We start from the raw sequence: 13,906 nt of genomic DNA, 5'->3' as shown, positions 1-13,906 counted from the left end.
CTTATATTGTTTTTATCACTTCTTTAAAAAGAGTAATCATTTGTGGTTCGGCTTTCTCGGCCATAGCAATAATTTCTGAAATTTCTACTGGCTCTAAATTGTCAGGATCTCCTTCATCTGTAATCACAGAAACCGCGGAAACAGGAATATTTAGATGGTTTGCTACGATAATTTCTGGAACAGTACTCATTCCAACGGCATCTGCTCCTGCTATTTTTAAAAATCGATATTCTGCCCTAGTTTCTAATTGAGGTCCTAAAACAGAAGCATAAACGCCTTTGTGCAATTTGATGCCATGCTCTTTTGCAACATTTTCCATCGTCGCGTTCATCTTAGCGTCGTAAGGTTGAGACATATCTACAAAGCGTTCTCCTAAATGTTCTACACCTTTAAAGGCTAAAGGAGATCCTCCCTGAAAATTAAGGTGGTCGTCAATAAGCATTAATTCCCCTTTTTTATAATCTAAATTTATAGAGCCTGCTGCATTAGAAACTAAAAGTTTACTAATTCCTAAACGCTTCATTACACGTACAGGATAGGTGACATCCTGTAAAGTATAACCTTCATAAAGATGAAAACGCCCCTGCATTACCACTACTTTTTTTCCTTCCAGGCTTCCGTAGATCAGTTTTCCTTTATGAAATTCTACCGTCGCGGTTGGAAAGTAAGGAATGTGATTGTAGCTGGCTTCATATTCAATTTCAATTTCTTCGATTAATTTACCAAGTCCGGTTCCTAAAATAATTCCGATTTCCGGAGCTTCAAATCCTTTAGATTTAAGATAATCTGTGGATTCCTGAATTGCGTCTGTCATTTTCATTTTGTAAAAAATTGACTAAAAGCGGGATGATCTTGGATATCTGAATAGTAATCTACATCATTCCGCTCTTCCAGTAATTTATAATTTGTGTTTGTTAAGTTTTGTATGGTTTCTTTTAGCACCGTATCGGTTCCCCAAAATTTATTCTCAAAAAGGTCTTCCTTAAGCTGTCTCATCCCAAGCAAATAATAACCGCCATCTTGTGCGGGGCCAATTACAACCTCCTGGGTTTCCAAAGCTTCAAAAGCCTTTTCTAAATCCTCGCTATTGATATCAAATAAATCGGAACCAATAATTGCGATTTTCTCGTATCCATCTTCGAATCCTTCAGTAAAAGCATATTTCATTCGCTCTCCCAGATCTTTACCATATTGTTTTTTCTTCTGAAAAATGTTAGGATTCCAGATGTCACCTTCTTGTATTTCTTCAGAATAATATACTCTTTTTTCCGCAGAAATTGGTGCTGTAACTTTTACCGTGTGATCTAATAAAAAACGATAAATTTCTAATGCTGTTTGATCGCCTACATCTTTGGCAAGTCTTGTTTTTACTTTGCCAAATTCTGGATTACGCGTAAAAATTATAAGTAAGTTTTTTGAAGTAGTTTTTTCTCTCAAAAAATCATATTTTTTTGCTGTAAAGCCGATTTATAGAGCTTTTGAAATAAAGGCTTAAGGTTTTCGCATTCTCAGCAATATACTGTGATTATATGAAAATGACCTTTAATATTTTGTGAAATTTACAAATGCCAAAAATGGCCAAATATTAGTTTCTTTTTTTAATAAGCTTTCAAAATTTACACTGCATAAAGAAGCTTATTTTATATGATTATTGCTTTAATTAAATGGTAGAACCCTGGCAGCTACTCCCAGCGCCGGCGGTACAACCATAACAATGTTGAGAAATAATAATATTTCGATCATTCAGTAAATCTTCATTGTATTCACTAATGTGTTTTGTGCTAGCATTTACCTTAAGATCCAGCATTTGATTAAAATCACAATCGTAAAGCCATCCATCCCAGCTAATCGAAATTGTATTGGTACACATTACATTTTCCACCGCAGCAGGATTGTATGCATCTACCAGCGAATACATGTAATCTTCGTAATTTTCTGAAGCGATTAAATATTCCAAAAACCGACTAATAGGTAGATTGGTGATTGCGTACAGATTATTAAAATCGATATTAAAATCTTGTTTTAATGCTTTTTTAAAGTCGTTTTCCATTGCCGCCTGGTTGGTAGGTAAGAATGCTCCAGAGGGGTTATAAACCAGATCTAATTTGAGGTCGCAGCCCGGCTGCGCGTATCCTACTTCGTTTAAAAGTTGAAGCGCCTTTATGGATTTATCGAAAACTCCATTTCCGCGCTGTTTGTCTGTTTTCTCACGTTTATAAAATGGAAGTGAAGAAACGACATGTATTTTGTGTTTTCTGAAAAATTCTGGTAAATCGTGATATTTCTTATTTGTAAGAATTATCGTAAGATTAGATCTTACGATAATATCATTAATTCCTGCTTTGCAGGCTTCTTCTACAAACCATCTAAAATTAGGATTCATTTCAGGCGCTCCACCGGTAAGATCTAAGGTGTGTGCGCCGGTATTTTTAATGACTTCCAGACATTGCTGCATGGTCTCTTTCGTCATTATTTCTTTACGATCTGGCCCGGCATCAACATGGCAATGCGAACAAACTTGATTACACATATAACCAAGGTTAAGCTGTAGTATTTCGAGTTTTTTAGGTTTTAATGGAAAATGGCCGGTTTTAGCAATTTTATCCTTAAAAGTTGGTAGTTCTCCATCTTCAAAAATTCCTTCACTCAAAATTTCCAGTTGGCGTTGCGGACTGGACAAATCATCTTTTCTTCCTTTTAGGGATTTTAAAGACATACAAATTGTTTTTGTTTTTAATTTGAAATGAATAGAACAAGCAGCAAAGAGACTACATGCTTAGTTTTTTGTACTTATTCATCATCTGTACACCATGTACAAGAGTCGCGCCACTTTCTATTGCTGCTCCTGCATGTACGGCTTCCATCATTTCTTCTTTAGTTATTCCTCTTTGTAAGCCATCTTTTGTGTAGGCATCGATACAATAAGGACATTTTACCACATGGGAAACTGCTAAAGCGATTAATGATTTTTCTCGTGCAGAAAGCGCTCCTTCTTCAAAAACTTTTCCGTAGTAATCGAAAAATTTTTCACCAAGTTCCTCACTCCATTCTGTGATTTCACCAAACTTTCTTAAGTCGGCTGGATCATAATAATTTTTAGACATAGTAGATTTTTTCTGTAAATATACAATTTAGAGATAGCTTAGTTAATCATTTAGTAATTCATGTAAATTTAATCCTATGTGCATTTCTTAAAATTATTCTTTATTTTTGTTAAAATATAGGATTTAAGATTTGACCAATGCTTTTAAAATCCACTGTTTAAATTGCCATGCTTTCTAAACAGTTATAATTAGATTTTATTGAAATTGGACTGGATTTGTGGACGCTGATTATGGAAATTCTATGATTTTTACTAACAACAAGATTGCTTGCTAAAAGATTAGATTTCATGAGAATAGACGTCAAAACTTTGCCGGTAAATGATATTATCAAAGATATTTCTAATTGCTTTGGAGTACCAGTTGAAAATGCTGCAGGGGAGTTGAAAATTGAAATTCCCAAAAACATAGGCGAAGGATATATAAGAGGATCCAGTTTTAAATCGGGTATAGGTATTATTACCTATAACTGTAAATTCTTAGAAGATGTTGATATACATTTTACATTAAATTCTATTCATCCCCTAAAATTTATTTTTTGCTCAGAAGGTAAGGTAGAGCACTGTTTCGAAAATTCAGACGAAAGCGTGATTATTGATAATTTTCAGAATATCATAGTTTCAAGCAGCGGATATAGGGGACACGTACTTAGCTTTAAAAAAGATGTTGCGGTACATGTGTCGAGTTTAGAAATTATACGGTCGGTTTTTTCGCATCGAGATAATTATCAATTTGAAGGTATGGAACCTGATTTGAAAGCGATTTTTAAAGATCAGGTGTCTGAAAAAGAATTCTTTTATCAGGGTAATTATAGTTTAAAGTCGGCAGACTTGATGGAGCAAATTGAGACTAAAGATTTTTCAGGCTTTTTACGATCTATTTATCTTGAAGGTAAAGCTTTTGAAATGCTGGTGGTGCAAATAGATCAATATCAAGACGATGAGGCAGAAGATAAATTACCTCAAATTCTTCGAAAATCGGATGTTGAAAAAGTAAATTACGTAGCTCGAAGAATTGAAGGAGATCTGGCTACCAATCTAACTGTTGAGGCATTAGCCAAAGAGGCGGGTACGAATGTTAATAAACTTCAGGAAGGATTTAAGTATGTTTATGATTTAACGGTGAACAAATATATACAGCATCGAAAGCTTGAAGCCGCAAAAGAAATGCTGATGAATTCCGATAGAAATATTTCTGAAATTGTAAATTCTATAGGACTAAATAACCGAAGTTATTTTTCAAAGATTTTCAAAGAAAAATATGGGGTTAGTCCAAAATACTTCAGGAAATCGAGTTTGCGTCACAATCAGGTTTAAATTTGATCTCCCAAATCTAAAATAGCTTCTTTGGTTTCGTTCAAATAGCTGCGCCCAATGGTATATCGGTTGCCTCCAATTTCAATACTATTCCCTTCAATCGCTTCAACCTTTGCGATAGATATGGTGTAGGATCGATGTATTCTAATAAATTGCTCTCTTGGTAAACTTTCAGTAAAGCTACTAAGCGTTTGGTGTACAATATATTTATCTGTAGCGGTAATAATTTTGATGTAATCTTTAAGACTTTCAATAACCAAAATATCGTTTAGATAAATTTTTCGCATTCGCTTTTTGTCAACTTTCACGAAAAGATGATCGTTTTCTTTGGTTGTTTTAGCGGTACTCTGATTTTCAGTTTTGATTTTTACTGCCTTATTTACAGCTTTTAAAAATCTGGGAAAGGGAATAGGTTTGATTAAAAAATCTAAAATTTCCAGCTCGTAGCCTTTTACGGCATATTCAGAATGTGCTGTGGTAATTATTACATTAGGCTTATTAGGTAAACTTTCTAAAAAACTATAACCGTCTAATAAAGGCATGTTTACGTCTAAGAATAATAAATCTATTTCATTTTCCTGTAGATAATGCATGCTTTCTACAGCGTTGGTAAAGGTAGCCTGCAGGGTAAGCTCCTTAATCTGTTCAGTATAGTTTTTTATCACCTTAATAGCTAAAGGCTCATCATCTATTATGATACAGGAAAGATTCATTTTAGTTTTAATTTTAATTTAATTGAAAAATGACCGTTTTTTTCACCGATATCAAGTTTATATTCCTCTTTCGTATAGCCAAGTTCTAAGCGTTTTTTAACGTTATTGATTCCTATTCCTCCGGTAGGTTTAAGTTTTTTTGGGAGCTTTTTTTTCCTTTTTTGAGAAATAGAATTAGCTACTTCAAAAAAAAGAAAATCATCCACAACTTTCAATTTTATTTTTATAAAAACATTTCCGATATTTTCATTAATTCCGTGTTTAAATGCATTTTCAACAAAAGGGATTAGGAGCATTGGAGATAATTCTTTTCCTAAAATTTCTCCAGAAATTTCCATCTCTACATTAAGATTCTCTCCGTAGCGAATGCGTTCTAAATCCAAATAATTCTGAATGCATAAAATCTCTTTTTCCAGGCTTTGTCTTTTATTCTTTGTTTCGTAAAGCAAGTAACGCATCAATTCAGAAAGTTTAAGGACTACGTCTGGAGCTTTTTGTGATTTCTCTAGGGTTAACGCATAAATGTTATTTAAGGTGTTAAAAAAGAAATGAGGTGAGATTTGCGAGCGCAGAAATCGTAATTCAGTTTCTAATTTAGATTGTTCTAATTTTGCCGCTTTTTGATTAGTAGAAATATAATCGATGGTAATCTTAATTGCAGTGAAAAAAGAAATCACATAAAATTCCCCTAACATCATTTGGATTATATAATTGGCTGTTAAGGAATTTGTTTCGGGGCCTTCCGGCCAAACATTTTTACTGATTAAGAAATAGGTGAGTTCAAACTTAATAATCACCATACAGAAAATAGCCAAAAAAAGTATGCTTGTAAAAAGTATGTAGCGCTTTTTGTAAATAAAGGTCGGAATCAAAAAATAAACGCTGAAGTAGCAAAGAAACATATGGATAGGAAATCCTAGAAGATTACCTTTTAGAGATAAAATATAGTCCTGATAAAAGCTTCCCCATCGCAACATGTTGAAAATAAAGTAAATGCTCCAAAACATCACGTGGTGTATGGGCTTGATCTTATAATCAGAGAAATTTGATAATTCGAATAAGTTTTTTATGGATCTTTCGGCTTTCAATTATTTAAATTTTTCTTAACTATTTAGTTGTTTGTCTTTTCAGAAATGTCATTGGTCTAATATCTTTTTAATAGTTGATGAATATATAAATATTTAGCTTACAAGTTGAGTTAACTCAGCTAATAATCCGAAAATTCTTTGTGTATGAGAAGCCGATTTAGTGCAGTAGCCATATCATTTTTGCTGTTAATTTCCTGCAAAAAAGAAGGTAGTAAAGATCTTAAAGAAGCGCCAAAAAATAATGATTTGTCCAGTTTCGTAAATCCGTTTATTGGTACAGGTGGGCACGGGCATACATTTCCGGGGGCAAGTCGGCCTTTTGGGATGGTGCAGGTTAGTCCAGATAATGGTAAAAGTGGTTGGGATTGGTGTTCTGGTTATCATTATTCAGATTCGCTGGTAGCAGGATTTAGCCATTTGCATTTGTCGGGAACCGGAATTGGAGATTTGGCCGATCTTTTATTTATGCCGGTAAATCAACAAATCGATTTAACTAAAGAGGTAAAAGAACAAAATGATATTCCTTATCTTTCTAAATATTCTCACGAAAACGAAACTGCAAAACCAGGTTATTATCAGCTGTTTTTAGAAGACTTCGATATCAATGTAGAACTTACCTCCACATTAAGAACCGGCTATCAAAAATATACTTTTGGAGAAGGAGAAAAACAATCGGTAATTATCGATTTAGGCTTTGCTATTAACTGGGATAAGCCAACGGAGACTTCAATAAAAATAGAAAACGAAAATACCATCACCGGATATCGTCACAGCACCGGTTGGGCAAAAAATCAAAAAGTATTTTTTGTAGCTAAATTCTCTAAGCCGATTATCGATTCTGAATTGTATGCTGAAGCTAAACCTTCTGAAGCATCTGAAGTTGAAGGCGAGAAAACTTCAGCACAACTCTATTTCGATAAAGAAGACAAAAATCTTCAAGTAGCTGTAGCTTTATCTTCGGTAAGTATAGAAAATGCTAAAGAAAATTTAGACAGCGATGCGAGTTTCGATTTTGAAGGTATTAAAACAGAATCCGATAAAGTTTGGAATGTGGCACTTTCTGATATTGTAGTAGAATCGAAAACCGATTCTTTAAAAGAAATTTTTTATACCGCCTTGTATCATTCGAGTTTATCTCCTGTAACTTTTAGTGATAAAAATGGGGAATATCGCCTACAGAATGATAGTATTTCTTCTGCTGAAGGAACAACTTATTCTACGCTTTCACTTTGGGATACTTTTAGAGCTGAAAATCCTTTGTTAACAATTACAAACCCCGATAAAGTTTCTGACATTATTAATTCGATGCTTGCGTATTATGACGAAAGTGGCGCGTTGCCGGTTTGGACGCTTTATGGGAACGAAACGAATACCATGACGGGCTATCACTCGGTTCCTGTTATTGTTGAAGCTTTTACAAAAGGAATTAAAGGATTTGATGCTGAAAGAGCTTACGAAGCCTTAAAAACAACCATGATGCAAGATCAGCGTAGTTTAAAAGAACTTAAAAAATATGGTTATGTTCCTTACAATTTGGGTAACGAATCGGTTACTAAAACTTTAGAATATGCTTATAACGACTGGTGTGTAGCGCAAATGGCAAAAGCTTTAAATAAGCAGGAAGATTATGAGTATTTCTCGAAAAGAGCCGAATCCTATAAAAAGCTTTTTGATCCTGAAACCGGATTTATGAGAGGGAAATCTTCTGAAGGAAAATGGCATACCCCTTTTGATCCTAAACATTCACAACATCGCGTAAACACCGATTATACGGAAGGAAATGCGTGGCAACACAGTTGGTTTGTCTTGCATAATGCTGAAGGTTTAATTGAACTTCATGGTGGTGCCGAACCGTTTACTGAAAAATTAGAACAACTTTTTAATGAAAGCTCAGAGATCACCGGAGAGCATATTTCCAACGATATTTCAGGTTTAATTGGGCAATATGCGCATGGAAACGAGCCAAGTCATCATATTGCTTACCTATTTAATAAAGCCGGAAAGCCTTGGAAAACTCAGCAATACGTACACAAAATTCTAGAAACTCAATATTCTACAAATCCAGATGGTTTAAGTGGTAACGAAGATGCTGGGCAAATGTCTGCCTGGTATGTTTTCAGTGCTATGGGATTATATCCGTTTAATCCTGCAAGTGCAACTTACGAGATTGGTACACCGGTTTTCGATAAATCGACGATCAATCTTAAAGGCGGAAATCAATTTGTAATCACAGCAAAAAATCTTTCTCCTGAAAATTTCTATATCCAATCGGCTAAACTGAACGGAAAAGAATTTAATCAAACAACTATTTCTCACGAGCAAATTGAGGCAGGTGGAACTTTAGAATTTATAATGGGAAGCGAACCGAATAAAAACTGGGGCGTAGCCAAAAAATAAGCAGAATTAATGCATATAGTAGACGTAATTATAATTGTCCTTTATATTTTATTAACCTTAGGCGTTGGTGTTTGGGTATCCAAAAAAGCCAGCAAAGGTTTAGATTCTTATTTTTTAGGGGGTAAAACAATAAAATGGTATTATCTGGGATTAAGTAATGGTTCTGGGATGTTCGATGTTTCTGGTACCGCCTGGATGGTAGGAATCCTGTTCTTATACGGGGTGAAAAGTTTTATGTTTATGTGGATGTGGCCAATCTGGAATCAGGTATTCGTAATGATGTTCCTGGCCGTTTGGATTAGGCGCTCTAAAGTGATGACGGGTTCAGAATGGATTTTAACTCGATTTGGTGACGATAAGGCAGGACGAGCTTCTCATTTAATTGTAGCCATTTTTGCGGTAGTTGCCTCTATAGGTTTTATCGCGTATTTCTTTGAAGGTGCCGGGAAATTTATGACGGTAATTCTTCCGTGGGATATGAGTCTTTCTATTGCTGAAATAAACTTGCTAACTTCAGAACAGTCTTATGCCTTGCTTATCATTTTTTTTACAACGATCTATACCATAAAAGGAGGAATGTTCTCTGTAGTTACTACTGAAGTTTTACAATATCTTATTATGGTTATTGCCGGGATTTTAGTTGCCGGGTATACCTTTTATGCGTTTAGTGATGTTGAGGTAAATCGGTTAATTCCTGAAGAATGGAAAAATGTTTTCTTCGGAAATGAGCTTACCGGATTTTGGTCTGGAGACTATCAAGAATTTAATCGACTTATCGATACGCAAGGGTATAAAATGTTTGGTGCTTTTATCGGGATGACGCTTTTTAAAGGTTTCTTTTCGAGTGTTGCAGGGCCAACGCCTGGTTACGATATGCAGCGAATTCTTTCAACTCGAAACGTGAAAGATGCAGCATATATGAGTGGTTTTACCAATCTGGTTTTATTTATACCACGATATCTTTTAATTGGTGGAATTGTTTTAATCGGGCTTGTTTTTATTGCGCCACAAATGGCAGAAGCAGGAGTTGTTACCGGTAACGATCTGGAAGTAATTTTACCAAAAGTAATCAATAATCATGTTCCGGTAGGAATTAAAGGATTATTGTTGGCGGGATTATTGGCTGCATTTATGTCCACATTTTCAGCTTTTGTAAATGCAGGGCCGGCTTATATTGTAAACGATATTTATAAAAAGTATTTTAAACCAGTAGCTTCAGATAAACACTATGTAAAAGCGAGTCATATTGCATCTTTTGGTGTGGTTATTCTTGGAGTGATCATGGGCTTTTTTGCAGATTCTATTAATGCCATTACACTTTGGATTACCAGCGCACTTTATGGCGGTTATGTAGCGGCAAACTTTTTAAAATGGGTTTGGTGGCGATTTAATGGTTGGGGATATTTCTGGGGAATGTTAGCAGGTTTAGTTATTGCCACACTTCAGTTTTTCTTAGATCAAAATAAAGCGAATTTAGAAGCCGGTACCTTGCTGCATGATCTTTCAGAAATTCCGGTAATCTATTTATTCCCGATCATTTTAGGATTCTCATTGCTTGGTTCTTTGTTAGGGACATTCCTAACAAAACCAACAGATATGGCAACGCTGAAATCCTTTTACACCAATGTGCATCCTTGGGGTTTTTGGAAACCGGTAAGACATTATTATTCCGAAGAAAAAATAGAGAAAAACAACGAATTTTGGTTGGATATGTTTAATTGTCTAATCGGAATTATATGGCAATCCAGTATGATTTTATTACCAATCTTTTTGGTAGTAAGAGATTATCCTAAAACTTGGATGTCTTTTGCCGTGTTTATCGCAACAAGCTTAATTTTGAAATTTACCTGGTTAGATAAAGTGAAAAATCTTGAAACCAGCGAAGACGATATTTAATTAATACAGAATTAAACAGTAGCCTGATGATATTTCAGGTTAAAAAATAATAGAAATCTCGAAATTCGAGTAAAATAAAGAAGATGATGAAGAATATACCTTGGCAGGATAAGCCAGAGAATTGTAACGATCTACTTTGGAGACATAGCGAAAACCCTATAATCGATCGTTATGCTATTCCTACCTCAAACAGTATTTTTAATAGCGCAGTAGTGCCTTTCGAAGATGGTTTTGCCGGCGTATTTAGATGTGACAACAAAGCGGTACAAATGAATATTTTTGCCGGATTTAGTAAGGATGGTATCAATTGGGATATTAACCACGAGCCCATCGAAATGCAGGCAGGGAATACTCAAATGATCGATTCAGATTATAAATACGATCCTCGTGTTACCTTTATCGAAGATCGTTATTGGATTACTTGGTGTAATGGTTACCACGGCCCTACAATTGGTATCGCTTACACTTTCGATTTTAAAGAATTTTTTCAGTGTGAAAACGCTTTTTTGCCCTTTAACAGAAACGGAGTTTTGTTCCCTACAAAAATCAACGGTAAATATGCAATGTTAAGTCGGCCAAGTGATAACGGTCATACACCATTTGGAGATATTTACATTAGCTACAGCCCAGATATGAAATATTGGGGTGAACATCGTTGTGTTATGAAAGTAGCTCCGTTTGAAGAAAGTGCATGGCAATGCACAAAAATCGGCGCTGGCCCCGTGCCGATTTTAACCGATGAAGGTTGGTTGTTGTTTTATCACGGTGTTATTGCTACCTGTAACGGATTTAGATATTCGGTAGGTGCTGCAATTTTAGATGAAAACGAACCTGATAAAGTAAAATACCGTTCGCAACCTTACTTATTAGCTCCGGCAGAACTTTACGAAATGACGGGGGATGTACCAAATGTAGTTTTTCCTTGTGCAGCCTTGCATTCTCATGAAGAAGATAAGCTAGCTTTGTATTACGGAGCGGCAGATACCTGTACAGGTGTTGCCTATGGTAAGATAAGCGAAGTTGTAGATTTTGTAAAAAATAATAGTTTGTAAGATGAAATCGATACTAGTCAGTTTTGGATTCTTTTTTTGTTTGAATGCTTTTGCGCAGGAAACGCCACGCTCTTATGTGGCGCACAAAACTTCCGAAGAAATTACTATTGATGGTAAAGCTGAAGAAGCTAGCTGGAAAGAAGCAAAATGGACTGCCGATTTTATAGATATTAAAGGTGAAAAAGTCCCAAAGTATAAAACCAATGTAAAAATGCTTTGGGACGACCAGTATTTTTATATGTATGCCAAAATGGAAGAACCGCATATCTGGGCAACTTTAAAGCAACGAGATACGGTAATTTTCTATAATAATGACTTTGAGGTTTTTATAGATCCAGATGGTGATACCCAAAAATACATGGAGTTTGAAGTAAATGCCTTAAATACGGTTTGGGATTTAATGCTTTTAGAAACCTATCGCGAAGGCGGTCCTGCGATCGATCACTGGGATATTAACGGAATTAAATCTGCCGTGAATATTGAAGGTACTTTAAACGATACTTCAGATAAAGACCAATATTGGGAAGTAGAAATTGCCATGCCCTGGGATGCTTTAATTGAAGCTAGTAAAATTGGTGAAATTCCGCAGAATGACTTTTGGCGTGTTAACTTTTCGCGCGTAAACTGGGATCACGATCTTAAAGATGGTCACTATTCAAGAAAGAAAGGTGAAAATGGTCAATTTCTGCCAGAATATAACTGGGTTTGGTCACCACAGGGTGTAATTAATATGCACGAACCAGAGCATTGGGGTTATGTATATTTTAGCGATCAAAAAGCTTGGGAAAATGTAGAATTTCAAATTCCTGAAGACGAGCATATACGTTGGAAAATGTATGAATTGTATCGTGCTCAAAAAAAATATTATTCCAAACATAAGAAATGGGCAAATACTGTAGCGAAACTTCAGGATTCGCCGGTTGCTGTTTTAAATAAAGAATTAAATCCGAAAATAGAAGTCCATTCTTCAGGATATAACCTTACGGTAGAAAGTCCTTTTTCAGGAAAAGAATACCTGATTAAAGAAGATGGACAATTTTTAGAGTTAAAGAATTAAATAACCTTTAAGGTTTTTAAAAATAAATCAAATGAAAATTAAGTTTTTATTCCTTTCCCTTTTAGTAGCATTTTCAAGCATTTCATGTTTGGATAATATGCAAAGTGCGCAAAAAAATACTTCCGAAGAAACTAAGAATGAATCAGCCGAATCCTCAGATTTTAAATTTTGGACATGGATTACTGCCGATGAAAAAAGAACAGATTCTTCATATACTGCTGAATTCAAAAAATATAAAGATAATGGTTTGGATGCCGTATTGATTAATACGAATACCGATCCAGATTTGCTTTCTCGATTAACGCCGCTTGCCAAAAAAGAAGGTTTAGAAGTGCATGCCTGGTTAATGACAATGAATCGCCCGGGAGATTCCGTCGCGCTGCAACATCCAGATTGGTATCAGGTAAGCCGTAGTGGAAAATCTGCTTTTGACGATCGCCCGTATGTAGATTATTACCAATGGCTTTCGCCAAGTAATCCGGAAGCAGTGCAACATATTTATGATCTTATTGAAGGTCTAGCAAAAGTTGAAGGAGTGGCTACAGTTCATTTAGATTATATTAGATATCCAGATGTTTTTCTTCCGGTTGGGCTGTTGCCAAAATACGATTTAGAACAGGAAACAGAATTACCAGATTATGATTTTGATTATTCTGATGCCAGCGTAAATGCATTCAAAGAGAAATTTGGTAGAGATCCCCGAGAAATGGAAAATCCGGCCATTGATATCGAATGGAAACAGTTCCGTTTAAATCAGGTAAAAAACGTAGTAGATCATGCTTATAAAATTGCACACAAACATGGCAAAGAATTAAGTGCCGCTGTTTTTCCTTATCCAGAAATGGCCGATCATATGGTGCGCCAACGTTGGGACAAATGGAATATAGATTATGTATTGCCAATGATCTACAATAACTTTTATAATGAAGATTTAGATTGGATTGGTTTTGCTACCAAGCAGGGAGTAAACGATCTAAAAGGTCAAAATACACAATTGCATACCGGAATTTATATTCCTGAAATGACACCAGAAGATATTACAAAAGCCATTCAGTTAGCTAAAGAAAATGGAGCAAAAGGAGTTTCTTTCTTTGATGGAGGAGCTTTTACAGATGAGAAGTTGGAAGCAGTGAAGAAAGCGAGTGAGAAATAAAAGTTAGAAGTTAGATCGCTGCGCTGTTAGAATTGAGAATTAGTATGGAGTTAAGAAAATAGACAAGAGAATCAAGATTAAGGACTAAAATAGTAGTGAGTAGTTAGAATTGAGTATTGAGTGAAAGCTTCAA

The 13,906-nt window shown here is 35.2% G+C and carries 12 protein-coding genes; 6 read left to right on the top strand and 6 right to left on the bottom strand.

Annotated features, from left to right (window positions below; translation table 11 throughout):
* Window position 1: 1 nt before the first annotated feature.
* The 4 genes from PBT91_RS15220 to PBT91_RS15205 all read right to left on the bottom strand — a co-directional run bounded on the left by PBT91_RS15220 (window position 2) and on the right by PBT91_RS15205 (window position 3,104).
* Window positions 2-814, bottom strand: coding sequence for a purine-nucleoside phosphorylase (locus PBT91_RS15220; protein ID WP_270061479.1), 813 nt, complete (start codon window positions 812-814; stop codon window positions 2-4).
* A gap of 2 nt (window positions 815-816) precedes the next feature.
* The gene (locus PBT91_RS15215) at window positions 817-1,437 is read right to left on the bottom strand and encodes a TIGR04282 family arsenosugar biosynthesis glycosyltransferase (RefSeq protein WP_270059312.1); all 621 of its coding nucleotides are present in this window, start codon (window positions 1,435-1,437) and stop codon (window positions 817-819) included.
* Window positions 1,438-1,660: 223 nt separating this feature from the next.
* Window positions 1,661-2,716 carry an arsenosugar biosynthesis radical SAM (seleno)protein ArsS gene (gene arsS, locus PBT91_RS15210; RefSeq protein WP_270059311.1) on the bottom strand — a complete coding sequence of 352 codons (1,056 nt, stop codon included), beginning with the start codon at window positions 2,714-2,716 and terminating at the stop codon, window positions 1,661-1,663.
* 52 nt (window positions 2,717-2,768) lie between these two features.
* Entirely contained in the window at window positions 2,769-3,104 is a 336-nt protein-coding gene (locus PBT91_RS15205) for an arsenosugar biosynthesis-associated peroxidase-like protein (RefSeq protein WP_270059310.1), read from the bottom strand.
* A 287-nt stretch (window positions 3,105-3,391) separates the two neighbouring features.
* On the opposite strand from PBT91_RS15205, the gene PBT91_RS15200 reads away from it, so the two are divergent.
* A complete protein-coding gene (locus PBT91_RS15200; RefSeq protein ID WP_270059309.1) occupies window positions 3,392-4,417 on the top strand; it encodes a helix-turn-helix domain-containing protein in 1,026 nt (341 codons plus the stop codon).
* On the opposite strand, the gene PBT91_RS15195 is transcribed toward PBT91_RS15200, so the two are convergent.
* Both PBT91_RS15195 and PBT91_RS15190 read right to left on the bottom strand, forming a co-directional pair.
* Window positions 4,414-5,130 carry a LytR/AlgR family response regulator transcription factor gene (locus tag PBT91_RS15195; RefSeq protein ID WP_270059308.1) on the bottom strand — a complete coding sequence of 239 codons (717 nt, stop codon included), beginning with the start codon at window positions 5,128-5,130 and terminating at the stop codon, window positions 4,414-4,416. The two genes, PBT91_RS15200 and PBT91_RS15195, sit on opposite strands and share 4 nt — an antisense overlap.
* Window positions 5,127-5,828, bottom strand: a complete 702-nt coding sequence (locus PBT91_RS15190) for a sensor histidine kinase (protein ID WP_333474199.1) — start codon at window positions 5,826-5,828, stop codon at window positions 5,127-5,129. The genes PBT91_RS15195 and PBT91_RS15190 overlap by 4 nt, the downstream gene beginning before the upstream one ends.
* A gap of 534 nt (window positions 5,829-6,362) precedes the next feature.
* On the opposite strand from PBT91_RS15190, the gene PBT91_RS15185 reads away from it, so the two are divergent.
* The 5 genes from PBT91_RS15185 (at window position 6,363) to PBT91_RS15165 (ending at window position 13,773) form a co-directional block, all read left to right on the top strand.
* Window positions 6,363-8,615 (top strand): GH92 family glycosyl hydrolase, encoded by a 2,253-nt coding sequence (locus PBT91_RS15185; protein ID WP_270059307.1) that lies wholly within the window; start codon window positions 6,363-6,365, stop codon window positions 8,613-8,615.
* Window positions 8,616-8,624: 9 nt separating this feature from the next.
* The gene (locus PBT91_RS15180; protein ID WP_270059306.1) at window positions 8,625-10,511 is read left to right on the top strand and encodes a sodium:solute symporter family protein; all 1,887 of its coding nucleotides are present in this window, start codon (window positions 8,625-8,627) and stop codon (window positions 10,509-10,511) included.
* Between the two features lie 86 nt (window positions 10,512-10,597).
* The gene (locus tag PBT91_RS15175; protein ID WP_270061477.1) at window positions 10,598-11,563 is read left to right on the top strand and encodes a glycoside hydrolase family 130 protein; all 966 of its coding nucleotides are present in this window, start codon (window positions 10,598-10,600) and stop codon (window positions 11,561-11,563) included.
* Window position 11,564: 1 nt separating this feature from the next.
* Window positions 11,565-12,620, top strand: coding sequence for a carbohydrate-binding family 9-like protein (locus tag PBT91_RS15170; protein WP_270059305.1), 1,056 nt, complete (start codon window positions 11,565-11,567; stop codon window positions 12,618-12,620).
* A gap of 31 nt (window positions 12,621-12,651) precedes the next feature.
* Window positions 12,652-13,773, top strand: a complete 1,122-nt coding sequence (locus PBT91_RS15165) for a family 10 glycosylhydrolase (protein ID WP_270059304.1) — start codon at window positions 12,652-12,654, stop codon at window positions 13,771-13,773.
* Window positions 13,774-13,906: the final 133 nt, after the last annotated feature.

It is taken from the genome of Zunongwangia sp. HGR-M22, from assembly GCF_027594425.1.
Classification (GTDB): Bacteria; Bacteroidota; Bacteroidia; order Flavobacteriales; family Flavobacteriaceae; genus Zunongwangia.
The sequence above is the reverse complement of the archived record's forward strand: the minus strand, read 5'-3'. Positions and strand labels throughout refer to the sequence as shown.

What these genes read in the sequence shown, in the direction of transcription:
- PBT91_RS15185 (WP_270059307.1), top strand. Translation starts at nt 6,363, where the DNA reads ATGAGAAGCCGATTTAGTGCAGTAGCCATATCATTTTTGCTGTTAATT.
- PBT91_RS15205 (WP_270059310.1), bottom strand. Translation starts at nt 3,104, where the DNA reads ATGTCTAAAAATTATTATGATCCAGCCGACTTAAGAAAGTTTGGTGAA.
- arsS (WP_270059311.1), bottom strand. Translation starts at nt 2,716, where the DNA reads ATGTCTTTAAAATCCCTAAAAGGAAGAAAAGATGATTTGTCCAGTCCG.
- PBT91_RS15180 (WP_270059306.1), top strand. Translation starts at nt 8,625, where the DNA reads ATGCATATAGTAGACGTAATTATAATTGTCCTTTATATTTTATTAACC.
- PBT91_RS15190 (WP_333474199.1), bottom strand. Translation starts at nt 5,828, where the DNA reads ATGATGTTAGGGGAATTTTATGTGATTTCTTTTTTCACTGCAATTAAG.
- PBT91_RS15170 (WP_270059305.1), top strand. Translation starts at nt 11,565, where the DNA reads ATGAAATCGATACTAGTCAGTTTTGGATTCTTTTTTTGTTTGAATGCT.
- PBT91_RS15195 (WP_270059308.1), bottom strand. Translation starts at nt 5,130, where the DNA reads ATGAATCTTTCCTGTATCATAATAGATGATGAGCCTTTAGCTATTAAG.
- PBT91_RS15200 (WP_270059309.1), top strand. Translation starts at nt 3,392, where the DNA reads ATGAGAATAGACGTCAAAACTTTGCCGGTAAATGATATTATCAAAGAT.
- PBT91_RS15165 (WP_270059304.1), top strand. Translation starts at nt 12,652, where the DNA reads ATGAAAATTAAGTTTTTATTCCTTTCCCTTTTAGTAGCATTTTCAAGC.
- PBT91_RS15220 (WP_270061479.1), bottom strand. Translation starts at nt 814, where the DNA reads ATGACAGACGCAATTCAGGAATCCACAGATTATCTTAAATCTAAAGGA.
- PBT91_RS15175 (WP_270061477.1), top strand. Translation starts at nt 10,598, where the DNA reads ATGAAGAATATACCTTGGCAGGATAAGCCAGAGAATTGTAACGATCTA.